At 43.0% G+C, this 23,400-nt stretch carries 21 protein-coding genes; 12 read left to right on the forward strand and 9 right to left on the reverse strand.

Features of this window, described 5'->3' with window-relative positions; translation table 11 throughout:
• The first annotated feature begins 21 nt into the window (after positions 1-21).
• From ACRD7P_RS08695 to purD, 7 genes are all read left to right on the forward strand, one after another.
• On the forward strand, positions 22-1,182 hold the full coding sequence (locus tag ACRD7P_RS08695) for a glycosyltransferase family 2 protein (RefSeq protein ID WP_430907158.1): 1,161 nt from the start codon (positions 22-24) through the stop codon (positions 1,180-1,182).
• The gene (locus ACRD7P_RS08700) at positions 1,179-1,862 is read left to right on the forward strand and encodes a class I SAM-dependent methyltransferase (protein ID WP_430907159.1); all 684 of its coding nucleotides are present in this window, start codon (positions 1,179-1,181) and stop codon (positions 1,860-1,862) included. Before ACRD7P_RS08695 ends, ACRD7P_RS08700 begins: the two co-directional genes overlap by 4 nt.
• Positions 1,863-2,672: 810 nt before the next feature.
• Entirely contained in the window at positions 2,673-3,722 is a 1,050-nt protein-coding gene (locus ACRD7P_RS08705) for a hypothetical protein (protein WP_430907160.1), read from the forward strand.
• A 76-nt stretch (positions 3,723-3,798) separates the two neighbouring features.
• Complete coding sequence (locus tag ACRD7P_RS08710) at positions 3,799-4,548, forward strand: glycosyltransferase family 2 protein (RefSeq protein ID WP_430907161.1); 750 nt, start codon at positions 3,799-3,801, stop codon at positions 4,546-4,548.
• A gap of 111 nt (positions 4,549-4,659) precedes the next feature.
• Entirely contained in the window at positions 4,660-6,027 is a 1,368-nt protein-coding gene (locus ACRD7P_RS08715; RefSeq protein ID WP_430907162.1) for a sugar transferase, read from the forward strand.
• Positions 6,028-6,036: 9 nt separating this feature from the next.
• A complete protein-coding gene (locus tag ACRD7P_RS08720; protein ID WP_430907163.1) occupies positions 6,037-7,020 on the forward strand; it encodes a UDP-glucuronic acid decarboxylase family protein in 984 nt (327 codons plus the stop codon).
• Between the two features lie 36 nt (positions 7,021-7,056).
• Positions 7,057-8,328 (forward strand): phosphoribosylamine--glycine ligase, encoded by a 1,272-nt coding sequence (purD, locus tag ACRD7P_RS08725; RefSeq protein ID WP_430907164.1) that lies wholly within the window; start codon positions 7,057-7,059, stop codon positions 8,326-8,328.
• Between the two features lie 81 nt (positions 8,329-8,409).
• On the opposite strand, the gene ACRD7P_RS08730 is transcribed toward purD, so the two are convergent.
• Positions 8,410-8,631, reverse strand: a complete 222-nt coding sequence (locus ACRD7P_RS08730; protein ID WP_430907165.1) for a DUF6341 family protein — start codon at positions 8,629-8,631, stop codon at positions 8,410-8,412.
• Positions 8,632-8,772: 141 nt separating this feature from the next.
• Between ACRD7P_RS08730 and ACRD7P_RS08735 the strand changes: the two genes are divergently transcribed.
• From ACRD7P_RS08735 to ACRD7P_RS08745, 3 genes are all read left to right on the forward strand, one after another.
• Positions 8,773-9,714, forward strand: coding sequence for a DUF6427 family protein (locus ACRD7P_RS08735; RefSeq protein ID WP_430907166.1), 942 nt, complete (start codon positions 8,773-8,775; stop codon positions 9,712-9,714).
• A gap of 172 nt (positions 9,715-9,886) precedes the next feature.
• Positions 9,887-10,489, forward strand: a complete 603-nt coding sequence (locus ACRD7P_RS08740) for a DUF4254 domain-containing protein (RefSeq protein ID WP_430907167.1) — start codon at positions 9,887-9,889, stop codon at positions 10,487-10,489.
• Positions 10,490-10,499: 10 nt separating this feature from the next.
• Positions 10,500-11,546, forward strand: coding sequence for a glycosyltransferase family 9 protein (locus tag ACRD7P_RS08745; RefSeq protein ID WP_430907168.1), 1,047 nt, complete (start codon positions 10,500-10,502; stop codon positions 11,544-11,546).
• Here ACRD7P_RS08745 and ACRD7P_RS08750 read toward each other — a convergent pair.
• The 5 genes from ACRD7P_RS08750 to ACRD7P_RS08770 form a co-directional block, all read right to left on the reverse strand.
• Entirely contained in the window at positions 11,543-12,169 is a 627-nt protein-coding gene (locus ACRD7P_RS08750; RefSeq protein ID WP_430907169.1) for a TetR/AcrR family transcriptional regulator, read from the reverse strand. The genes ACRD7P_RS08745 and ACRD7P_RS08750 overlap by 4 nt on opposite strands.
• Before the next feature lie 236 nt (positions 12,170-12,405).
• Positions 12,406-13,461, reverse strand: a complete 1,056-nt coding sequence (arsS, locus tag ACRD7P_RS08755; protein ID WP_430907170.1) for an arsenosugar biosynthesis radical SAM (seleno)protein ArsS — start codon at positions 13,459-13,461, stop codon at positions 12,406-12,408.
• A gap of 102 nt (positions 13,462-13,563) precedes the next feature.
• Positions 13,564-13,899, reverse strand: a complete 336-nt coding sequence (locus ACRD7P_RS08760) for an arsenosugar biosynthesis-associated peroxidase-like protein (protein ID WP_430907171.1) — start codon at positions 13,897-13,899, stop codon at positions 13,564-13,566.
• Positions 13,900-13,995: 96 nt separating this feature from the next.
• A complete protein-coding gene (locus ACRD7P_RS08765; protein ID WP_430907172.1) occupies positions 13,996-14,682 on the reverse strand; it encodes a TIGR04282 family arsenosugar biosynthesis glycosyltransferase in 687 nt (228 codons plus the stop codon).
• A gap of 1,342 nt (positions 14,683-16,024) precedes the next feature.
• On the reverse strand, positions 16,025-17,713 hold the full coding sequence (locus ACRD7P_RS08770; protein WP_430907173.1) for a helix-turn-helix domain-containing protein: 1,689 nt from the start codon (positions 17,711-17,713) through the stop codon (positions 16,025-16,027).
• Between the two features lie 351 nt (positions 17,714-18,064).
• Here ACRD7P_RS08770 and ACRD7P_RS08775 point away from each other — a divergent pair, with 351 nt between their 5' ends.
• Positions 18,065-18,322, forward strand: a complete 258-nt coding sequence (locus tag ACRD7P_RS08775) for an HTH domain-containing protein (protein ID WP_430907174.1) — start codon at positions 18,065-18,067, stop codon at positions 18,320-18,322.
• A 348-nt stretch (positions 18,323-18,670) separates the two neighbouring features.
• A complete protein-coding gene (locus ACRD7P_RS08780; RefSeq protein WP_430907175.1) occupies positions 18,671-19,447 on the forward strand; it encodes a patatin-like phospholipase family protein in 777 nt (258 codons plus the stop codon).
• On the opposite strand, the gene ACRD7P_RS08785 is transcribed toward ACRD7P_RS08780, so the two are convergent.
• The 3 genes from ACRD7P_RS08785 to ACRD7P_RS08795 form a co-directional block, all read right to left on the reverse strand.
• Positions 19,413-19,790, reverse strand: a complete 378-nt coding sequence (locus ACRD7P_RS08785; protein ID WP_430907176.1) for a hypothetical protein — start codon at positions 19,788-19,790, stop codon at positions 19,413-19,415. The genes ACRD7P_RS08780 and ACRD7P_RS08785 overlap by 35 nt on opposite strands.
• Positions 19,791-20,598: 808 nt before the next feature.
• A complete protein-coding gene (locus ACRD7P_RS08790; protein WP_430907177.1) occupies positions 20,599-21,105 on the reverse strand; it encodes a Crp/Fnr family transcriptional regulator in 507 nt (168 codons plus the stop codon).
• 369 nt (positions 21,106-21,474) lie between these two features.
• Complete coding sequence (locus tag ACRD7P_RS08795) at positions 21,475-22,527, reverse strand: 2Fe-2S iron-sulfur cluster-binding protein (protein ID WP_430907178.1); 1,053 nt, start codon at positions 22,525-22,527, stop codon at positions 21,475-21,477.
• Positions 22,528-23,400 lie beyond the last annotated feature (873 nt).

Raw genomic sequence — 23,400 nt, forward strand, 5'->3', positions numbered from 1 at the left:
TTGTAGGTAAACGTTATTACAATGGAAGCCTTAGAAATAGAATTGTCTATCGTAATGCCATGTTTAAATGAGGCAGAAACTTTGCAGGTTTGCATTGAGAAGGCCAAAAGCTTTCTGGAAAGCTCTCAAATAAGGGGAGAAATCGTTATTTCCGATAATGGAAGTACCGATGGCTCTCAGGATATTGCACTTGAAAATGGCGCTAGGGTCGTGCATGCTCCGGAAAAGGGTTATGGCGCGGCGCTCTTAACAGGTATCCAAAGCGCAGAGGGAAAATATGTTATCATGGGTGATGCCGATGATAGTTATGACTTTCTTGGACTAATGCCCTATGTTGTTAAATTGAGGGAAGGTTATGATCTGGTAATGGGAAATCGTTTTAAGGGAGGTATTAAAAAAGGGGCTATGCCCTTCATACATAAATACTTGGGAAACCCTGTATTATCTTTTATAGGACGACTGTTTTTCAAAATTCCGATACGTGATTTTCATTGTGGACTTAGAGGGTTTAAGAAACAATCGTTTATTAAAATGGATCTTCATACAACAGGAATGGAGTTCGCCTCTGAAATGATCGTTAAAGCGGCCTTGAATAAAATGAAGATATCCGAAGTTCCTACCGTCCTCTCTCCTGATGGTAGAAGCAGACCGCCACATCTGAGAACTTGGAGGGATGGTTGGCGGCACCTTCGATTTTTACTTATGTTTTCTCCAAATTGGCTCTTTTTGTACCCTGGTGCGGTTATTACCATTTTGGCAGCAGCTTTTAGTTTTATATTGGTCTTAAAACCCGTTAGCCTAGGGGGAATCACTTTTGACATTCATACCATTATTATTTTGGCCTTTATGCTCATTATTGGCATACAACTCATTTTTTTTCACTATTTCGTCAAAATATATAGTGTTGTAAAAGGTTTGGTTCCGGAAACGAAGGATTTTAATAAAATGTTCAATTACTTCAATTTGGAAAGAGGGTTGGTTTTAGGTCTTATACTTACTCTTTTAGGCATCGTTCAAATTGCCTATAATTTTTACACTTGGGGAACTCTAGGTTTCGGCGGTTTGGAACCCGTTATTTTTGTGAGAAGAGTGCTACTTGCCGTAGTACCCCTTACATTGGGCTTACAAACAATAATGTATAGTTTCATGTTCAGTATTATCGGTATTAAAAGAAACAAATGAGTTCACCTTTAGCAAAAGACAAAAAGAACTTTTTAGATCGTATGCTTATCTCTTTTCATCGGAATGTTTCGCATGGGAATAGGGTAGAACTGTTGTCAAAATTACTTTACAAAGAAATGCGGTTCCTAAAAGAAAAGGACATTAAAGAATCATTATTTTTCTTAGATGTGGGTTGTGGGGATATGACTATTGGGAATTCTATAGCAGAGATGGATACAGACATCCATTTTAAGGGTATCGATATTCACCAGATTACCGATGATTTAAAGAATTCTGAAAAATGGAAAAACTATTCCTGCTTCGATGGTAAAACAATTCCCTTTGCTGATAATTCTTTTGATGTAGTGCTTTTCAGTGATGTATTGCATCACGATTTTGATAATATCGAGCGCTTGTTGACCGAAGCAAAACGCGTTTCAAAATACATAGTGATCAAAGATCACTTTGAATATGGTTTTCTTTCGCGAAAAATACTTCAGCTAGCGGACATTGTAGGAAATTATGGTTATGGAATTTCTATTCCAAAAAAATATATGTCCAAAAATTCCTTTTTGAAATTGATAAGCGCTTGTGGTTTGAAAGAAGTTAGGCGAATGTGCCCAATACATCTTTACGACCACAATTTATTGGTTAAGACGGTTTTTAGACCAAAATATCAATTTATCAGTATACTAAAATAGGATGTAAGCCATGGTCCGCACCATTAATAATTTTGAATCATTATAGTAATGAAGCGTTTAAAGCATCTCTTTAGATCCAAGGAAATTCGTTTTTTCATACTCTCGGTGGTGCTCTTGCAGTCTGGGTTTTACTTAAACCTTTGGAATGTTGCGGATAAATCTTGGTTTTACACGTTTCAACAAAGTTCGGAGAGTTTGATTATTGGGCGTTTAGCCGCATCTGAAAGAGAGGGTCTTTCGTTTAAAGCGGGTTTACTTGGGAGATATTGTACCGAAGGTGATGTATTTGATCAGTATCCGTTCTATGAAAACAAAAAGCAGGAGGCCGAAAAAGAGTGCTTTGAGACGTATGATAGTCAAATCGCCGGGCAAGCCTTTGTATTTGTTTTACTAGATCAGCTCTCACCGTTTTCAAAAGCTACAAACATTCGCTTTTTCAGGTTTTGTTCAGCACTTCTTCTTACTATTATACTTGCCTTGTTCCTGTCTTGGGTAAGCCGAAGGTATGGATTGATTACAGCTTTTATCACCTTACTTTTTTGCCTTTCGTCACATTGGCTTACCGTATTCGGAAGAAATCTATATTGGGTAGTTGGAGTACTTTACGTACCGTTCATATTTATGTTGTACCGACTCGATGCCGAAAGTTCCAAAAGAAAATCGGAATTAAGTTTTAAGAAAATTACGCTGTTTTCGTTTTTACTGGTCTCGTTGAAATGTGTGTTCACAGGTTTTGAACTAATTACGACGACACTTGTAATGTTTGTTGTTCCCATTGTTTACTTCGCCTATCTTGATTCCTGGAAGAGAATGAAATTTTTTAAAAGGGTGTTAGGCGTTTCATTGGGGGTGGCCTGTGCTGTTTTATTTTACTTCATTGCGCTGGCCTTTCAGTTATCCTTCGTAAAAGGATCATTGACTAAAGGTTTTGAGCACATTGCCTATAGTTTTTCAAAACGCACCTCTGGCGGTGATGGAGATTTTCCTGAGATAATAAAAGAATCGCTCGAAAGTACCGTCCCGGGGGTACTCGAAAAGTATTGGTCCGGGGTAGCCATAGATTTGAACACTTTTGTTGATTCTTCTTGGAGAAGTTTTTTTAGCATAGATTACGGCGAGCTGATATTGTTGTTCATTATCTTTTCCATCCTAGTGGTGTTTGTCAAAAGTACCGGTAAAAGTGTTTCGGACCTGAAAAGAAAGAAGGCATTGGTTATTGTGACTTGGTTGTCCATTTTAGCACCGTTGTCATGGCATATAATTTTTAAGGGTCATTCCTATATCCATACGCATACCAATTTCATTGCATGGTACATGCCGTTCTGTCTCTTTGGTTTCGCCATTATTGGCAATGCGCTTTCTACGAGTAGTGAATACGTTAAAAAATTGTATTACGCTTCGAAACGAACTTATAAGGTATCATTTCAATTAGGTATTCTGATCATATTAACACTATGGGCCGTACAGCAGTATGACGGGATTGTCAGGTATGAAGCGTTAAAAAGTGTTCAAAAAGAATCAAATCTACTTGCCAGTACTTCAGGATTCGAAATATATCAATACGATAATAAACTTTGGTATTTTAAAAGTAACGCCAGCCCAACGCAAATGAGGACGAGATTTTTTTTGCACGTTGTTCCTGAAAAAAATGAATCCCTGCCACAAGTCCGAAGAAAATACGATTATGCAAACCTTGACTTTTATTACCGTGACAATCTTTTTTCCTTGCCATGGTGGAAGGTGCAAAAAAATGACATGATCGTTTCGGTCGCTCTTCCGGAATATCAAATCAAGACAATCAAAACAGGACAATTTTTAGGAAAGGAAATCGTGTGGGAAGCCGACATTAAATTACCCTAGGGGTATTAAGGCAATGTCCTTTATTTGAACGAGTTCTCCCAAAAGCTTTAAATCAGTTTATAGTACAAATTAAAATATGGCATTAGTATCAATAGTAACCCCCGTCTATAATTCAGAGAGGTATATTGAGGAAACGATATCCTCCGTTCGTGCACAAACATACGAACATTGGGAGCATATATTGGTAGATGATTGTTCTACCGACAGCAGTGAATCGCTAATAAAAGCATTACAAAAACAGGACGATAGAATTAAATACTTTCGTCTAGAAAAAAACGGTGGAGCGGCTATTTCTCGGAATAAAGGCATTTCAATGGCAAAAGGAGACTATTTAACTTTTTTAGACGCTGACGACATATGGTTTCCAGAATTTATAACCAAAAGCATAAGCGCTCTTAAAAAGAATAATGTCACGTTTGTTTTCTCTAGTTATAAACGATTTGATGAAAATTTAACACCGCTCCTCAAAGATTTTATCGTTCCGGAGAAAGTGCGCTATGATGATATTTTGAAATCGAATTCCATAAGTTGTCTTACCGCTTTTTTAGATATTAAAATAATGGGTAAAAAGTATATGCCTTTGATCAGGAAACGCCAAGACATGGGCCTTTGGATTTCGTATTTGAAGGAGATTGATTATGCGTTAGGTATTCAGGAGCCTTTGGCCATTTACCGAATTAGAAAGGACTCTTTGTCAAGGGACAAAAAAAAGCTGCTAAAGTCACAATGGTATTTTTATAGTAAGGTGGAAAAACTTGGTTTTTTCACTTCAATATACTACATGGTCCATTGGATGATTAGAGGCTTTTTAAAGTACCAAGGTTAGAAGAAGTTCTTTACTAAACTGCTATTCAGGGAGAAATACGATGGACTTGTTGGTATTTAAGTGGTTTTTACAAAAGAACACCTATTTTTGAGGACAAATGTTTACCCAAATATGCCCAGACCATCCATCCTAAATTCCATTGAACGTAAGTTTATATTGCTTATCGGGGATCTCGGTATAGTGCTGTTATCGCTCAATGTTTTTATAAACCATGCTACAAATACCGAGTTTATTTCCGTTCGCTATAAAATCAGTTTGTTTGCTTTTGGTATTTTCGTGTATTTGGCCTTGGCATATATTTTGGAGTTCTACAGTTTGGAAAAAGTAAGTAAGCGCCGGAACATTTTTTCGCAATCTACCTATGTTAGTGGACTATTCGTTTTTTTGGTCTTTATTTTTTCCGTCCTCGTTTTTGATGCCAGCTTTTGGCGAATTCCGTTATTATGCTTTTTGTTGCTCACACCTGTACAAATAGCTGGTTGGCGATTGCTGTTCAGAAATATTTTTGCGGCGATTCCGGATTCCAAAAACGTCCTTTACATCTACGATGATCATACCAATAAAAGTCTTCGAGAAGACATCGCCCTGATTGATGGAGACCAAATGAAAACGTTTCATAGAGTAAAACTGACGTATTCCATACAAAACGATTCTGCCGTGAACAAAAAGTTCTTTTTGTCCGCGGCAAGCAAAATAGACACGTTCATTATAAATACCAAAGGGTATAATGAATTGTCGCAAGATTTGGAAAAGTTGCTATTAAGGTCGATCGTTAAGGGGAAGGAAGTTATTTCATTTACTTCCTTTTATGAAAATACGTATGAGGCTATGCCCATTCGTTCGCATAACGATAGTTTTTACGAGCTGTTACAGCTTCGCAATAAGAAGATTAGATATTTACAGGTTATTTTCAGTTTTTTAATGAACTTTTTTCTTTCTTTGTTCGTCGGGATCATTTTTATATTAATTATACCGTTCGTTTACGTTGGTAATTTGTTTTTCAATAAGGGTCCGCTGTTTTACAATCAAAAAAGGGTGGGTCTTCACGGGGATGAGTTTAAAATATATAAGTTTCGTTCTATGGTGGTGGATGCGGAGAAGGAAGGGGCAAAAATGGCCACGAGCGGGGACGCTAGGGTAACCCCTTTTGGGAAAATACTTCGTTTGTTCCGTATTGATGAACTACCACAGATCATATCGGTAGTAAAAGGCGATATGCAATTCATAGGCCCGCGACCGGAACGAAAAATATTTGTGAACGAGATTACAAAATTGACCCCTTATTACAATGTTAGGCATCTGATCCGACCCGGGATAACCGGTTGGGCGCAGGTGAAGTATAAGTATGGTCAGAATCTGGAAGATTCGGTAAAAAAATTGGAATATGATTTTTATTACATCAAAAACAAGTCAATAACATTAGATTTGAGGATTGTCTTTAAAACGGTTACCACGGTGCTGTTTTCACGAGGGATTTAAATAGCGTAAATGAAAAAAGTTTTAATAACCGGAGGTGCGGGTTTTTTGGGTTCGCATTTGTGTGATCGCTTTATCAAGGAAGGTTTCCATGTCATTGCCATGGACAACCTCATTACGGGCGACCTAAAAAATATTGAACACCTGTTTCCGCTGGAGCAGTTCGAGTTCCACCATCATGATGTATCAACGTTTGTGCACGTTCCGGGCGAATTGGATTATATTCTGCACTTCGCTTCCCCGGCAAGCCCGATAGACTATCTTAAAATACCGATAGAGACGTTAAAAGTGGGTTCGTTGGGCACGTTAAATCTGTTAGGCGTGGCCAAACAAAAGAAAGCGACTATTTTGGTGGCCTCTACTTCGGAGGTATATGGGGATCCGTTGGTACACCCCCAGACCGAGGAGTACTATGGTAACGTGAGCCCAATAGGGCCTAGGGGCGTTTATGACGAGGCCAAACGGTTTATGGAGTCCATTACCATGGCCTACCATCGTTTTCATGGAGTGGATACACGTATCGTGCGTATATTTAACACCTATGGCCCGCGAATGCGTTTGAACGACGGTCGGGTAGTACCGGCATTTATGGGTCAGGCACTTCGCGGGGAGGACCTTACCGTGTTCGGGGATGGTTCCCAAACCCGTTCCTTTTGTTATATAGATGATCAGGTAGAGGGAATATACCGTTTGTTATTTAGTGATTATGCCGAACCGGTAAACATTGGCAACCCACATGAAACGACCATCAAAGAGTTTGCCGAGGAGATCATCAAACTTACGGGGACCGAACAGAAGGTCATTTATAAGCCGCTACCACAAGACGATCCTTTGCAAAGGCAGCCCGACATCAGCCGGGCAAAGGAAATATTGGATTGGGAGCCAAAAGTGCCCCGTTCAGAGGGATTAAAAATCGTATACGATTACTTCAAATCCCTTCCTTTATCGGTGCTACAGCAGAAAGCGCACCGAGAATTCAATCAAAAGCAACACTAGCACATACGATAACCGTTTGGTTCAAATTTTACACTTATGAAAATACTGATCGTCGGTTCGGGCGGCCGCGAACACACCATGGCCTGGAAACTGAAGCAAAGCCCAAAACTAACAAAGCTGTATGTGGCGCCCGGAAACGCGGGAACGGCCGACATCGCCCAAAACATACCGATAGGGGTCAACGATTTTGAGGCCATAAAGCAATTGGTGTTGGAAGAAAACATAGAAATGGTCGTCGTAGGGCCGGAGGACCCACTGGTGAACGGCATCCACGATTTCTTTTTGGAGGACCCGGACTTGAGCGGGATTGCCGTGATAGGGCCGCAAAAGGCCGCGGCAACCTTGGAGGGGAGCAAGCAGTTCGCCAAGGAATTTATGATGCGCCACGGTATTCCTACTGCCGCATACCAGAGTTTTACGGTCGATACCCTTGATGAGGGGTATCGTTTTTTGGAAACCCTGACCGCGCCTTATGTGCTAAAGGCGGACGGACTTGCAGCCGGAAAGGGCGTATTGATCTTGGAAGAGCTCGAACAGGCCAAAAAGGAACTGAAATCGATGTTGATCGATGAAAAGTTCGGCAATGCCAGTACTACCGTGGTCATTGAAGAGTTTTTGGCGGGTATCGAACTCAGCGTTTTTGTACTGACCGATGGGGACGGATACCAGATCTTGCCTACCGCAAAAGATTATAAACGTATCGGGGAAGGCGATACCGGATTAAATACGGGCGGCATGGGGGCCATTTCCCCTGTTCCTTTCGCCGATAACGTATTTATGGATAAGATACATGCCAATATAGTCAAACCTACCGTAGAAGGCCTTAAAAAGGATAATTTGCCCTATAAGGGATTTATTTTCATCGGATTGATAAAGGTGGGGGACGAACCCAAGGTAATCGAGTACAACGTGCGTATGGGAGATCCGGAGACCGAAGTGGTATTGCCGCGGATCCAAACGGACCTGTTGGACCTTTTGAAGGCGACCGCAGCGGGTACGCTAAACGAGATCGAGCTAAAGATCGACGACCGTACAGCGGCTACCGTAATGCTCGTTTCCGGTGGATATCCCGAAGCCTATGAAAAAGGAAAGGAGATTACCGGTTTCAGAAATGTTCAGGACGCTTTGGTATTCCACGCGGGCACCCAGTTGAAGGACGGTAAAGTGCTTACCAACGGGGGGCGCGTAATGGCCATAACTTCTTACGGCGAAAATTTTAAAGAAGCTTTGGCTACCTCCTATACGAACATAAATACCGTTCGGTTCGATCAAATGAATTATCGAAAGGATATTGGTTTCGACCTATAAACCAAACTGACCGACATCAGTGTTGGCGGCTTTGGGCCATCGAAAACGGTGAACGTAGTGGCGTAACCGTATTTTGGAGGGTTAAAGGTAGGAGTGGGACGTAATGCTCTTGTCCTCTTCACCATTGTCGTTGTAGCTCTTGAGTTGCAGCATCCAATACCCGAAAGCCACGAATCCAATTGCAAAAAACACCCAATTCAGCATATTGGAAGTCCACCAACTTTCCACAAATCGAAGAAAATCGAACGGGGCGAAAAGATAGTTGACAAATAGATCGGCGATACCTTCAAAAAATGCTTTCATCGGAATGTACTGGTTAAAGTTAAACGTATACCGTTACGTTTCATTGCCCAGGGCAGGCTTCGTTTCGTTGTCCATGCCCGGATTTTTGAATTTCAGCAACAGTAATCAGTATATTTGAGTACAAAAATATAAAAACGCCCGATGATTTCAAGCTTTTTTGGTAAAACAAAGCCCGCTAATTACATTGTTTTGCTGATTACCGTGTTCGTTTGTTACTGTTTTGTGCACTTTTTTCTTTTCGACAAACACTACGGCCCCGAATATTTTATACTGCAGTTGGTTACCCTGGCCACGCTTTGTTTTGGATATTTTGTGATGAATTTCATCGTAAAACGGAATAAGGTAACGGGTCCAAATTCGTATACGATTTTGTTCTTCACCCTATTTTTATTGGTGTTCCCAAAGACATTGATCGATAGCAACGCCATTTATTGCAGTTTTTTTTTATTGCTCGCCTTGCGAAGGCTGATCAGCCTACATTCCCTAAAGGCCATACGGTCAAAACTGTTCGATGCTACCCTATGGATCGTTATCGCCAGCTTGTTTTACGATTGGGCGTTGTTGTTCCTGTGCTTGGTATACCTGGCCACCTATGTTTACGAACCGAAAAACATAAAAAACTGGTTGGTACCTTTTGCCGGGGTTTTTGCCGCCGGTATGGTCATTTACTGCGTTCTTACGGTTTTTGGATGGGTCGATTTTGTTTGGGAACACTATGTTTTTGACTACCGTTTTAATAAGGCGAACTTTTTAAACTGGGCCACCAGTACCAAATTGGTGCTTTATATCGCCGCGGTTTCCATCGTGGGGCTGCTTTCTTTTGTGAAACTGGGTAAGGCCGGTATGGGAAAGGTGGCTACAATGCGCTTGGTGGCCGTAGCGTTTGTTTTGGGTGTCCTTTTAAACTTTTTGGTCTCCGGAGCGGAGGTATACCCGATAATGGTCACGTTTTTTCCGGCCTCCATATTTTTTGCAAAGTATGTGGAGTCCATTCGAAGAGCGAATATGAAAGAAGTAACCTTGATGCTGTCCATTTTTTTACCGCTTATGGTATTCTTCCTTAGCCTGGCCATAGGCGATTGAGCGTCACTTATAAGTTTCCGTTGTAGTAGCGGGTGGGTTGGGCCAGTGCACCTTCCTGAAAGGAGATTACGGCTACAGAAACGTCCCAAACGGGCGTCACCGCTTAAGTTTACCTATGGTCCGTCGTTAACTATGATAATATCGGTATATTTGATGTCAAAATAAGGTAACCATGTTCAGTGACTTTGCATACCAGATTTTTGAGGAAAGCATTAAAAAATACCATGTCTTGGACAGGGTAGACCAGGTTTTTGAAAATCCATATCCCAAATCGGAGGTATCACATCTGTTATATAGAAAAAATTGGATCGATACGGTGCAATGGCATTATGAGGACATTATTCGTGACCCGGACATCGTTCCTGAAGATGCCTTGGTATTAAAACGTCAGATCGACGCCAGTAATCAGGACCGCACCGATTTGGTAGAGTATATCGACAGCTACTTTCTAGAAAAATACCGGTCGGTAGAAGTTGGGGAAGGAGCAACGATCAATACGGAAAGTCCGGCTTGGGCCCTAGACCGTCTGTCCATCCTAGCGCTAAAGGTGTACCACATGAACGAAGAGGCCAACCGGAGCGACGCTTCCGAGGAGCACCTGGCAAAATGCCGCAAAAAACTTGCCGTGCTATTGGAACAGCGCAAGGACCTTTCCACCGCAATAGACCAACTACTTGCCGATATTGCCTCTGGAGATAAGTACATGAAAGTGTACAAGCAAATGAAAATGTACAACGATGATGAGCTGAATCCGGTACTTCGCGCTCAAAAATGAACCCCTTGTAATGGGTACTCCCGTTCACAAACACGTATTGGTAATCCGGCTTTCCGCCATGGGTGATGTGGCCATGACCGTTCCCGTGCTGCGTGCGCTTCAGGAACAGCATCCAAACTGCACCGTTACGGTGCTCACCCGTTCGTTTTTTTCACCAATGTTCGCGCAACTTCCGCAGGTGTCGGTATTTACGGCCGATGTAAAAGGGCGGCATAAAGGGATTTTGGGGCTTTGGAGGCTTTATCGGGCCCTAAAGCAATTGGGCATCACCGAGGTAGTAGATCTACATGCCGTATTGCGCAGTACCATACTAAAGGGTTTTTTTAAATTCGGGAGCACGCCTTTCTTCGGTATCGATAAAGGCCGTTCCGATAAAAAAGCATTGACGGCCCCAAAAAAGAAGGTATTCGCACCCTTGAAAAGCACTCATGAACGGTACGCGACCGTTTTCGGTCTGGCCGGATATCCCATTTCGTTACAAAAGACACATGTGCTGGAAAAAGAGTCGCTATCCCCTGCCGCCCGAACGATTGCAGAGAACAGGCCGCGTAAATGGATCGGTGTGGCACCTTTTGCCGCGCACGAGGGAAAGCAATATCCTCTGGAACTAATGAAAAAAGCGCTTGCTGTACTGCAACAACAGGTCGGTTGTACCCTCTTTTTGTTCGGAGGGGGCAAAAAGGAACAGCTGTTGTTGGATACCTTGGTAGGCGATACTGATCGGGTAAACGTAACCGGTAAGCTAAGCTTTGCGGACGAACTGTCGTTGATTTCGAATTTGGACGGTATGGTGGCTATGGATAGCGGCAATGCGCACTTGGCAGCAATGTACGGGGTTCCCGTAGTTACCCTTTGGGGCGTTACCCATCCGTTTGCGGGGTTTTATCCGTTCGGTCAGCCCGATTCGTTGGCCTTGTTGGCCGATAGGGAACAATTTCCCCTTATACCGACTTCCGTGTATGGAAACAAGGTTCCCGAAGGATATGAAAACGCTATAAAAACGATCGGTACCGAGGCCATCGTTCAAAAGGTGAGGGCCATGTTGGAACTTTCCTAGGAAATGTTGGCCGTTGCGGTCTTTACTTCCAAAGATTTTAAATAGTTTCTAAGCTGCGACATAAAACGATACTTTCTTGCCGAAGGGGTAATTTCCACCATTAAGGTTCGAACCCCCATATAGGCGCTCATCAGAAATACGGCAACGCCTTCCGCATCTACATGGCGGTTGATGTACCCGTTGAACTTCCCGCGTTGTATGGCCGATACCAAATTCACCTCCCAAACCTTAAGAATGTTGTTCAGGTGTTTCATAACCCGTTCGTTTCTGCCGTTGAACTCGTTGATAAAATTGCTCAATACAAAGCCATAGTCCAGTTCGTTATGTACGGCGGTTTCCAAAGCGTCCTCAAAACAACTATTGATAAGGTCCAAGGTGTGCTCGTGTCCCTCAATGGGCTCTATAAGTACCGTGTATATTTTTCGTACCAGAAGATTTTCAATGATTTGGATAAAGAAATCCTCTTTCGATTTAAAGTGATGGTAAAAAGCCCCTTTGGACATGGAGAGTTCTTTTAACACGTCATCTACACTCGTGTTATAGTAGCCCTTACTGTAAAAAAGATATAGTCCGGTAACCTGCATGCGTTGCATTGTAGCCATTCGTTTCAGCGTCTTGTCCATAAGATACGGGTTTTTTGTAATACCGACCAACCGGTCGCTATACAATAACCGGGTGTTCGGCCGTTACCATACGTGAAACGGACAAAAAACAATAAAACTCGCTAAAGTGCTTTATGGCGCGTTTTTGTACGACAATTTTTTAAGGACACAGACCGATGGGTTGGTCCCCATGTGCAAACAGACAGGTTTTAAAGGGCCATTTGAAGCGATATTTCGAACGGTATGTTGGCAGACCTTCAGGTAACCGTACCCTGGCAGCTGCTTCCCGCCCCGGCCGTACAGCCATAGCAGTGTTGTGAGATAATAATGTTACGGTCGTTCAGTACCTCCTCATTATAGTCTTTAATGTGTTTTACCTTACTGGCCACTTTTAGACCCAACATTTGGTTAAAGTCACAATCGTAGATCCAACCATCCCAGCTGATCGAAATGGTATTGGTACACATCACATTTTCTACAGCCCCGGGATTATAGGCCTCCACAAGGGCGTACATATAATCCTCGTAGTTTTCCGAAGCGATCAAATAATCTAAAAAACGGGCAATGGGCAGGTTGGTTATGGCGAAGAGATTGTGAAAGGCGATATCGAAATCTTCTTTCAACGCCTTTTTAAAGTCCTTTTCCATTGCGGCTTGATCTCCCGGTAAAAAGGCACCCGAAGGGTTGTACACCAAATCGAGGCGTAAGGGGCTGTCCGGCATACCGTATCCAACGGCATTCAGCTCCTGTAAGGCCTTGATCGATTTGTCGAAAACGCCGTCGCCCCTTTGTTTGTCGGTTTTTCCTCGGGTATAATGGGGCATCGAGGAAATGACGTGCACATTGTGTTCTTTAAAGAAATCCGGAAGGTCATAGTATTTTTTATTGGCCCGAATAATGGTAAGGTTCGATCGAACGATAAAATCTTTGATGCCCGCTTTGGCGGCTTCCTCCACGAACCAGCGAAAGTCGGGGTTCATTTCCGGCGCCCCACCGGTCAGGTCCAAGGTATGCGCCCCGGTATTCTTGATGATCTCCAAACACAACTGCATGGTATCGCGGGTCATGATCTCCTTGCGGTCGGGTCCGGCATCCACATGGCAATGCTCGCACACCTGGTTGCACATATAGCCCACATTGATCTGGAGGATTTCCAGCTTTTTGGGCCGCAACGGAAAATGTCCTATTTCCGCGATCTTGTCCTTGAAAAACGGGAGCTCCCCTTCTTCAAAAACACCGCCGTTCAATATATCGAGTTGCCTATTGCTCTCGGCAAGGGCATTGTGTCTCGCTTTTAATGATTTTGTAGCCATTTTTTTAAGTGTTCAGTATTTGGTATGCCCTACACCGCGGCCCCATATCGGTAATTTGGGATTGGGGGCACCGCGCAAATTCCAGCTTATGCCGGAATGGTATTACATACTCAGTTTATCGTACTTGTTCATCATTTGTACGCCGTGTACAAGAGTGGCCCCACTTTCTATTGCGGCACCAGCATGCACGGCCTCCATCATTTCCTCTTTGGTAATGCCCTTTTGCAGGCCGTCTTTGGTATAGGCATCAATACAGTATGGGCATTTGACCACATGGGCCACAGCAAGGGCGATCAGGGATTTTTCTCGGGCGCTGAGCGCACCTTCCTCGAATACTTTTCCGTAATAATCAAAAAATTTGGTGCCCAGTTCTTCGCTCCATTCGGTTATTTTACCAAATTTTCTAAGATCGGCCGGGTCGTAATATGAATTTGCCATAAGTGTTTTTTTTTAGGTGATGGAACTACCGGAGTCCCGTTATCGAAACGCCGGATTTTAAAAGGAATCGCTCAAAAGAGCCTATTTTGCGTAGAGTTACATTCGCGGAGAGCCCTTGTTGAAGGGAATACTGCCATGCGGTATCGTTACCAGCTGTTCCACATAGGGGTTTCGGCTTGGTTTGGGCCGCAATATCAAAAGAATGGCCGCAAGGAGTTGGCCTGAGGCCTTCTTGACCACTGAAACATAACGGTAGAGATCTTTGGTGGTGTTAATATCCAAAAGACGGGCCAGTTGAACCACTGCGGAACCCTGTTCCGACGCAAGCCGCATCAAAGCAGTGGCGGTGCGAGCGGTCTGCCAAGGCAATTGCCTGAATTTTGCGGCACAAAATTGCTCGGCATGAATGCCTAAGAGGTAGCATCCCCCGTCCTTATCGGGGCCGACCACCATATTTTTTTTGTCCAGCCGCTTCAAAGCGGTAAGGATATGGTGTTTCTTTAGTTCCGGAGCATCGTTGCCCACGGCAATGATCTGTTGGTAGCCCAATGCAAAAAATCGCTCCAGGGCGTTGGTAAACTTTTCTCCAAAGGTAGCACCTACTTGGAGGGTTTCGTTGAGGTGTACCACATCCAAACCTGTTTTTTGGGCTGTTTTCAGGGTCTGTTCGGTAAGTGTATCAAACAACGATGCACCTTGCGCGATGGGTTTGTGCTCCATTTCGGCCTGCGCGGAACGTGCAAAAACGAGTACTAAAGTGTTATTTCCGGTGAATGCCCCCATAAATTTTACCTACCGTGAAATTACAAATAAATTACGGCCCGTCATATCGGTCGGTACGGAATCCGATTCTTTACTCGATAATCGAGATTTAAAAGGCTCCGACGCTTGCGTCGAAATCAATGTTAATTTTCGTTCTAATGCCTCGTGGCTTGCCCCGAGGTTGTTTACTTTGGACGGCAAAAATAATGAAGTACCGTCCCACTGCCTAAGTTGAACAGATTTCGGACAACTTGCCGTTGCTTCCGGGAACCTTGTAGATCGGTCGTTTGAATCGGGCGGAGTAAAGTGCCTGTAGGAGGGCTCGAAGATTGCTATCTTCCTAAAAACAACATATTACTAGAAAACATGGATTTGAAGAAACACGCTAAAAAACTACTAATAGGTGGGTTGGTAATACTGCCTATGGCCCTATACTTGTTAACCAGGACCGATTTAAATGGATTTTCCACCCTAGGAAGTATACTGATCGGTATTTCGATACTGTCCATCTTATTAGGGCTTTACCACTCCCAGAAACAATGAATTTTTTTGGGTTTTGATTGTCGAACAGCAATGTGCGTTGTCGCAAAGGAAGTCGCTTAACCGCGGGTTTTGAAGGAATGTCGGAAGGGTCTTTTGGGACCAAGTGCAAGGAGCGTTTGTAGCAAAAACCTGTATTAAAATTTTGAAAGTTTAACCCGGATTATGTATTAGAACTTCGTAATGAAGCTTTTAGCTGGGATAAAAGATGACATTTTATGAATGTAAGCATAGCCCCGAAACTTCGGGGCTACGGTTACATTTAAAAATGTAGCGCAGCACCATATTTTGAAGTAGCTGGAAGCTGTAATAGATTTTCTAATGCATAAGCGGGTTTAATCTTAAAAAACAATTATATGCGCCTAAAGTTAAGTACGTCTACCGTTTCAACACTCATATTATTTTTAGTCTTGGTAGGGCTTTACCTTGGTTATTTGGATGGTTCGGTTTAAACAACGCTTTAGTTAAAAACATATCGATTAGGGCAATTACAGCATCTCATTGTTTGTTGAATAAAAGTGAATCTTAAGTTGGTTTCAAATCTTCTTTACTAATAAGGTACCATTAGAAATGGTATTACAGGTTTTTATAACCGTTTCATCTATATAATTTCAGGAGTAGCACACCAACAATAAGAATTCATATCAGCTGACCGTGCTACTATTTGTAGTAGTTGTTGGGGATTTTGTCAATCACAGTGGTCAATCTTAGATACAAGAATGTTCTAGCATTTATAGTAGTCTAAACAACCGATAAAGGTTCTAATTTTTATGATTAGTAAACTGATTCAAGGTTAAGTCCTGTTGCAATATCCGAATCGATTTCATTTTCCCAATAATATTTCCTTTCGGTGCCTTTCCAAGCGTTTGATAAAATCGGAGGGATACATTTTCGTTTTTTTATAAAAGGCCTTTGAAAAGGATTCCGAACGGTTGAACCCGATTTCCTCTCCCAGGGCCTGTACGGTGAGTTTTCTCAGCCGCGCATCCGTTTTCAGTGCCTCGATCACATGATCGATACGCAGGTCGTTGATATAGTTGGAAAAGTTCTTTCCCTTGTCGTGGTTGATGATTTTGGAGAGGTAGTTGGAATTGGTCCCCATTTTTTTTGAGAGCGATGCCAGGCTTATTTTTTGGGACAGGAATCCGTTCCCGTTTTCGAACCGCAGCAGTTTTTCCCTTATGGGGAGCAGTACCGCTTCGGCGATACCGTGTATCCCGTCGGTAGGGACGGACTTTTGTGAGGCGCTCTTGCGCTGTGTTCGTGCCAGGAGTTCCTGAAAGCGTTTTTGGGCCAGCCGCCGTTTTCGAAAATAATGGATGGCCAGTAAAAGCAGTAGCGTTGCGATGCCGGTCGATAGGTACAGGTACCGTTGATAGGTAACGGTCCTGTTGCGCAATTGGGCTAGGGCATGTTCCTTTTTACGTTCGAGCTCGGGCATGTCGTATCCCGAGGACAAGTTGGCCTTTAAGTATTTGTAGCGGTTGTCCAATACGCTATCGAAGGATACATATCTGTCCATATAGTCCAGTTGCGCCCGATAGTCGCCCCTGTTTTCGTAATGTTCGGAAAGGAGTTTATAAACGTCCAACATTTCGGGAATGACGTACCCATTGGCATCCACAATGGAATCCATGATCTTTAGATCGGGTATCGCGGCTTCCTGATTGCCCAGGGCCAGATTGGATTTGGCGCGGTAGTAATAGTTCTGTACACTACTTTGTACCGCTACCTTTTCCAGGGTTTCCGTTAATATTGGAATGGCCTTTTGGTATGCGCCTTTGTAATACTGAAGGACGCCTTGGTTTGACCAAAACTTTGCATGACGGATAGTGTCGTTTCGCGACAGGCTTTCTTGTAGCCCCTCGTTTAGATAATACTGTGCGGAGTCCAAGACCCCGATCCTTAGATAATTATTAAAGAGATTAAAGAGGACCTGTGTTTTTTCAAAAGAGGGCGGATTCAGGGTATCCCTGAACCCTTCGTATATTTCTTTGTATAGCGCTATCGCCTTGTCCGATTCCCCAACGATTCCCCTTAAAGCGGCCATATCGTACTGATGATTATGCTGCCGTCTCAGATTACCACTTTGCAGAGCACTCTCATAGGCATTTAGAAGTTGTTCCAAAGCTTCCTCATACTGGTCTTTTTTGTACAATACCGTCGCTTTAACGGAATAACCGTAATCGGGAAACCTTTTATGGACCATGTCCTTTGTTAACCAAAGAATGGAATCCGCGTATTGGAATTGCATTTCCGGTGGGGAAACGTATACCATGTTCCTATAGGCCTCGGCCAGGGTGAGTGTATCCCCATCCTTTTTGGCCTTTGCCATAAAGGCGTTTACATAGGGCGACACCCTAAGACTGTCCCGCTTTATCGGCGCGATGATATCCGCCAGCTCTTGATAGGACACGCGCAAAAGGGAATCCGGTATTTGGGCAGTGTTTTCTTGTTGGGCCTGTACGCCAAAAATGGGCGATAACAGTATGGGGATTAGTGCCCCCAGCACTTTAAGCTTTTTAAAAAATATCATAACAACGAACAAACAAATTGTGTTGACATATTAAGTGCTCATGCCACCTATTGGGCAAACTATTTCATTTAAATGAAACAAAGATAGGGCTCGAATGCAGCGTTATCTTGAGATAAAACTACATTAAGTGGGATAAGCTGTTTTATAGGTTTATTTTATTAAAACAAACCGAACACGCCTCCAAATAGGTAAACCTTACCGTTGAACACATGAAAATACGCACCGAAATTTATAAATATCGACAATAATCGTTTGTAAGAACCTTCAATAATGTAGAATTTACCGGAATAAAACAGATTACGCTACCATCGTTAAATTTCATCTATTTTGAACTCTATTAGAAATATAGAACGCTTACAAAGGCTTCATAAACTTATTCAACAAGAAGTTACCGGTCCGCCCGCAACTTTGGCCACTCGATTGCATATTAGCGAACGTTTGGTGTATAATTTAGTGGATCAGTTAAAAGATTTGAGAGCGACCATTCGGTACGACCGAAGCCGTAAAACCTATTACTATGTCGATTATTTTCAGTTTGAGGTTCGTATTTCGGTCTCTGTCCAGAACCATAAGATGGAAAACTAAGTTTTGATAGTACTGCTAAAAATAATATTGTCCCTAGTACTCCATAGTGCAAGCCAATGCTGTCGATTTGGTGTTGATATTGGTGCGATGGGCAAAGGAGTTTTACTGGCTTTAGTAATCGTTTGGGCTTACCAAATTATCACTATCATCGGAAGATATACCGCCCAGGCTAGAAAGCAGCTGTTATAACGCGACTTTATTGCATATAGTGGACAATCAGAAAGGACGAATCAACCGATACTTGATGAAACTAAGATGAAGAGCAATTTGTCCGGCGTATTCACATTTAACATACTGCTTGGGCAATAATTTCCTTAATTTTAACCACCAACAGCACAAGCAACATACATGCTACAACAAGGCACATCGGTGGGTTTGGTCCTTTCTGGCGGAGGGGTTCGGGGGATGGCCCATATTGGGGTACTTCGTGCCCTGGAACAACATGGCATTGAAGCAAAAACCGTTTCCGGAAGTAGTGTCGGTGCGCTGGTGGCGGCCCTATATGCCAATGGAAACCCCATTTCCGAAATGCTGTCCTTTTTTAAGGAAACCCCCTTGTTTAAATACAACTACTTTACCATTTTAAAACCGGGGCTTGTAGATACCGAACGGTATGTTGATATTTTTAAGGGCTTTTTCCCGGAAGATAGTTTTGGGGCGCTACAGCGTGAGCTGCATGTGGTGGCTACGAATTTGCAGAAGGGCGAAGAGGCTTTTTTTTCGGAAGGGAGGCTTATTCGCCCCTTACTGGCATCAGCGGCCTTGCCGCCGGTATTCAGTCCGGTCGAAATCGACAATTGTCTGTATGCCGATGGCGGTATTATGAACAACTTTCCGTTGGAACCCATATTGGGAAAGACCGATTTTATGATCGGTAGCAACGTATCCGTTGTTAAAAAAGTGGACAAGCGGAGCATTCGTTCCTCGTTACAACTGGCCAACCGTACTACCGCTTTAATGATTTATGCGATCAACCGCCAAAAAATTCACCAATGCGATATGATTTTTGAAGCAATGGAACTCGAAAAAATCGGGGTGCTGGACAAAAAGGGTATCGAAAAGGCCTATGTGATCGGTTACGACCATGCAGCTAGGCAGTTAGAAAAATATCTTTCCAAGGAATAACAAAGGGCAATACCGCACACCAAATGATAAAAAAGAGCCCCATTCCATTGGGGTAGGGTTGTTTGTGTAGGATTGCGGGCAGTATGACAAAAAGTACCCAAGAGCCTTTATACAACAGTTGAAACAACAGTACCAAAGCCATCTTTTTGGGATACCAGAGCCCTACAATGGACAATATAAAGATGGCGCCCCAAAGGCTTCCGACCAACCGAATGACCTCGGAATACGGATACGCATTTTCAAATACCGTTAGGGCAGCCTTTTGGGGGTAGAATAGGGAGGTAATACTGATCCACCCCGCCACAAGAATATTGGCGATATACACGATTTTTAATACAATCATTTTTCTACGATTTCTTTGTTTTAAACATGACTTTAGGGAGTGTTTTCTGGAATTCTATTTTTATTCAAAACTAGGGCCCGTCTATCATAAACCATTTACCCTATGGTAAATTAGAGTTTTGATGGCCTTTGCGAGCTATTGTCGAGAGGAAGCTGCCGGAATGTTGAAAAAGGACCGCTTCGCTAAAGGAGGAAAGACCGCTTCGCTGAAGGAGGAAAGATATGGTATGGGTGGTATCAGGAAAACTAACAATGGGGGACACTAATGTCACGCTGAGCTTGCCCGCACCGAGCGAAGACGAGGTGTCGAAGCGCTTCGGTTTATGCCGATCGGTTTTTTGTTGGGTTAGGGTGTTTGGTGTTCCTAGGTTCTCGACTGCGCTCGAAGTGACAGTTGAAAAAGGAACCGCTTCGCTGAAGGAGGAAAGACCCCTCTGCTGAAGGAAAAAGATATGGTAAGGGTGGCATCAGGCAAACTGACAATAAGGAACACCAATGTCACGCTGAGCTTGCCCGCACCGAGCGAAGACGAGGTGTCGCAGCGCTTCGGTTTATGCCGATCGGTCTTTTGTCGGGTTAGGGTGTTTGGTGTTCCTAGGTTCTCGACTGTGCTCGAAGTGACAGTGTATTGTTAAGGTTTATGGGTTTAGCAAAAGTCCACTGATTGTTGTCCGGTCGATACCTTTTTTGAACGGGTCCTCGACAAGCTCGGCCTGACAGCTTGTTTTTCATTTGACAAACGTAAAAAGGAACAAAATTATCCCGCTATTCACCAGTTTTGCCTAGCGAAACTGAATCATCGAAAAAGATCAGTTTGGGTTTCGGGACAGGTTCTTTCGGATACGGCTTAGCGACTGTTGCGTTATGCCCAAGTAAGAGGCGAGGTGTTTTAAAGGTACCCGCTGTAGCAGTTGGGGTCGGTTCTTCAATAACGACCGATACCGGTTTTCGGCGGTTTCGTTTTGAAGGTCTTCCAGAATGTTTTCGGTGAAAAATTGCACTTCTTGGGTGACTTTGGCGGCCAACTCATTCCAGATCCCTAATTGCAGTAGGGCTTTGTGGTCCTCGTATCGAATTTCCCAGACTAAGCTGTCTTCCAAAGCCTCTATATTTTCGCGAGCGGGTTCCCGTTGGTTGAAACTGCGCTGTGAGGTAAACATATAGGGCGCTTCCGTAAAAAACTTGGTAACGGTTTCCCCATCTTTCCAAATGAAGAAACGTAAGAGACCGCTTTCTAAAAAACGCAAGTGATTGCAAACGGAGCCTTCCTCCAAAAGTAAGGTCCCTTTTGGAACATTTTTTTGGGAAAAGTGCACATGAATACCTTCCCATGCGTCATCGGAAAGGGATACATATTGTTTTATATAGGTTTTAAGTGCTTCCAGGATGTACTCTTAATTAATACCATTTCAAACTTATAAATGGTATAATTCAATTGTTATCGACCATTACCGTAGCGTTGCATTCCAATAGCCTATTGGGTCGAGCACCGTCAATATCGAACTTGATCGTGCAACCATCCGTGTATTCATTACCCGTTGGCGCAATCCATCGTCCATTTCATCGGTACACGTAATATAGACCCTAAAAAATCCTTTGCAAATCCATCGATGTCTTTATGGCAATACCTTCAAGGAAAGGTCGCTATCCTTGTTTTAAAAGCGAAGCGGTCTTTTTTGCGATCGCTATACATCGTCATAGTCCACTTTTAGCGTGGGTGTCGTAGCATGGGCCTGACATGTAAGGATAAAGCCGTCCGCAATTTCGGCATCGGTCAAAATCTGGTTTTTTACCATTTCGGCCTTTCCTTCGGTTACTTTGGCGATACAACTACTGCAAACACCTCCTTGGCAGGAGTAGGGGGCATCAATGTTTTCCTTAAGGACCGCATCGAGCACCAGCATTTTTTGATCCATGGTGAACGAAAACGTCTCGTCGTCTACCACCACTTCAATAGCAGTTTCCCCTTCCGATGCTGCCGGTGGTGTTGGCACTGTTTCCGTTGCGGCAGTGAACAATTCAAAATGAACGATTTCTTGGGGAGTCCCGTTATCGGAAAGCCCCTTTTCTACCACTTTGATCATTTCCTCCGGTCCACAAAGGTAAAACGCATCAAAAGCAAGTCCGTTATGCTTGTTCTTTAGCACATAGTTTACGGTGCTATCGTCTATTCTTCCAAAAAGACTGTCCTCTTCCCGGGTACGGCTATGGATAAAGTGGGTATGGAATCGATCGGGATAGGTTGCTTGGAGCGCCGCGATTTCCGAGGCGAACATCGTTTCTTCCACCGACTGGTTTCCGTACGTTAGCACAAAAGTACTTTCGGGGTGTTTTTCCAAAACCGTCCTGGCAATGCTCATAATGGGGGTAATACCACTTCCCGCGGCAAATGCCGCAATCGTTTTGGCCGTTTCGGTGGGTTCAAAAACGAACCGTCCTTCGGGGGGCATAACCTCTAGCATGTCACCTTCCTTCAACTCCGAATTGGCGTAAGAAGAAAAGGCACCGCCCTCCACTTTTTTCACTCCGATGGTAATCTGTTCTGCGGTAGGGGCCGAACTGATGGAGTATGCCCGTCGGATGTCCTCTCCCTGCAACGTTTTCTTTAAGGTGATGTATTGGCCTGCGCTAAAAGAAAATGTACTTTTTAACGCTTCTGGGATGTCGAAACTAATAGCGACCGCTTTAGGGGTGAGTCGCTTGATCTGTGAAACGCGCAAAGTATGAAAGTTGGCCATCTGAAAATTTTTGTTTGCAAAATTAAGCATTGAAAGCACCATTTGAAAACCGCGGGTTCAAAAAACACCGAAACCAGATGAAAAGAAGATGGTCGATCGGGACAAGTTCAAGCTCAAGAGTCAAATTCAAGCCTCTTAATACTAACTACTCTGTACTAACTACTTTTTTTAAAAAAGACCGCTACGCTGAAAGAAAAAGGATAAAAGACAAGTTCAAGTACAAATGCAAACTCAAATCCAAATTCAAATCCAAACGTTGCCACTACATACTTTTTACGCATTACCGGCAACTGCAGTTAAGAATTGTTTATTGCTAATTGGTCATTGTTCAATGAAAAAAGACCGCTACGCTGAAAGAATAAAGACAAGTGTAAGTATCAAGTTCCAGTTCCAGTTCAAACACAAACACAAATTCAAATTCAAGCTCAATTTCAGGCCAATTACTTTTTACTCATCACCAATTATTTTTTCATTGCTAATTGCTAATTGCTAATTGCTAATTGCTAATTGCTAATTGCTAATTGTTCATTGTTCATTGAAAAAAGACCGTTACACTGAAAGAACAAAGACAAAAGACAAGTTCAAGCGCAAGTGACAAGTGCAAGCTCAAAGCCACATTCAAACTCAAATATCAAACACAAAAACAAGCTCAAGCCTCTTAATACTTACTACTTTGTACTTACTACTTTTTTAAAAAAAGACCGTTTCGCTGAAAGAAAAAAGAGAACAGAAAAAAGAGAATAGAAAAGGAAAGAAACACAAGTTTAAAACAATACTTTTCACTAACCACTAACCACTAACCACTAACCACTAACCACTAACCACTAACCACTAACCACTAACCACTAACCACTAACCACTAACCACTAACCA

The organism is Maribacter sp. 2-571, assembly GCF_050589625.1.
GTDB lineage: Bacteria > Bacteroidota > Bacteroidia > Flavobacteriales > Flavobacteriaceae > Pelagihabitans.

Bases quoted from the DNA above. Each gene is read 5' to 3' on its own strand.
- ACRD7P_RS08695 (WP_430907158.1), top strand. From the start codon at position 22: ATGGAAGCCTTAGAAATAGAATTGTCTATCGTAATGCCATGTTTAAAT.
- ACRD7P_RS08700 (WP_430907159.1), top strand. From the start codon at position 1,179: ATGAGTTCACCTTTAGCAAAAGACAAAAAGAACTTTTTAGATCGTATG.
- ACRD7P_RS08705 (WP_430907160.1), top strand. From the start codon at position 2,673: ATGAAATTTTTTAAAAGGGTGTTAGGCGTTTCATTGGGGGTGGCCTGT.
- ACRD7P_RS08710 (WP_430907161.1), top strand. From the start codon at position 3,799: ATGGCATTAGTATCAATAGTAACCCCCGTCTATAATTCAGAGAGGTAT.
- ACRD7P_RS08715 (WP_430907162.1), top strand. From the start codon at position 4,660: ATGCCCAGACCATCCATCCTAAATTCCATTGAACGTAAGTTTATATTG.
- ACRD7P_RS08720 (WP_430907163.1), top strand. From the start codon at position 6,037: ATGAAAAAAGTTTTAATAACCGGAGGTGCGGGTTTTTTGGGTTCGCAT.
- purD (WP_430907164.1), top strand. From the start codon at position 7,057: ATGAAAATACTGATCGTCGGTTCGGGCGGCCGCGAACACACCATGGCC.
- ACRD7P_RS08730 (WP_430907165.1), bottom strand. From the start codon at position 8,631: ATGAAAGCATTTTTTGAAGGTATCGCCGATCTATTTGTCAACTATCTT.
- ACRD7P_RS08735 (WP_430907166.1), top strand. From the start codon at position 8,773: ATGATTTCAAGCTTTTTTGGTAAAACAAAGCCCGCTAATTACATTGTT.
- ACRD7P_RS08740 (WP_430907167.1), top strand. From the start codon at position 9,887: ATGTTCAGTGACTTTGCATACCAGATTTTTGAGGAAAGCATTAAAAAA.
- ACRD7P_RS08745 (WP_430907168.1), top strand. From the start codon at position 10,500: ATGGGTACTCCCGTTCACAAACACGTATTGGTAATCCGGCTTTCCGCC.
- ACRD7P_RS08750 (WP_430907169.1), bottom strand. From the start codon at position 12,169: ATGGACAAGACGCTGAAACGAATGGCTACAATGCAACGCATGCAGGTT.
- arsS (WP_430907170.1), bottom strand. From the start codon at position 13,461: ATGGCTACAAAATCATTAAAAGCGAGACACAATGCCCTTGCCGAGAGC.
- ACRD7P_RS08760 (WP_430907171.1), bottom strand. From the start codon at position 13,899: ATGGCAAATTCATATTACGACCCGGCCGATCTTAGAAAATTTGGTAAA.
- ACRD7P_RS08765 (WP_430907172.1), bottom strand. From the start codon at position 14,682: ATGGGGGCATTCACCGGAAATAACACTTTAGTACTCGTTTTTGCACGT.
- ACRD7P_RS08780 (WP_430907175.1), top strand. From the start codon at position 18,671: ATGCTACAACAAGGCACATCGGTGGGTTTGGTCCTTTCTGGCGGAGGG.
- ACRD7P_RS08785 (WP_430907176.1), bottom strand. From the start codon at position 19,790: ATGATTGTATTAAAAATCGTGTATATCGCCAATATTCTTGTGGCGGGG.
- ACRD7P_RS08795 (WP_430907178.1), bottom strand. From the start codon at position 22,527: ATGGCCAACTTTCATACTTTGCGCGTTTCACAGATCAAGCGACTCACC.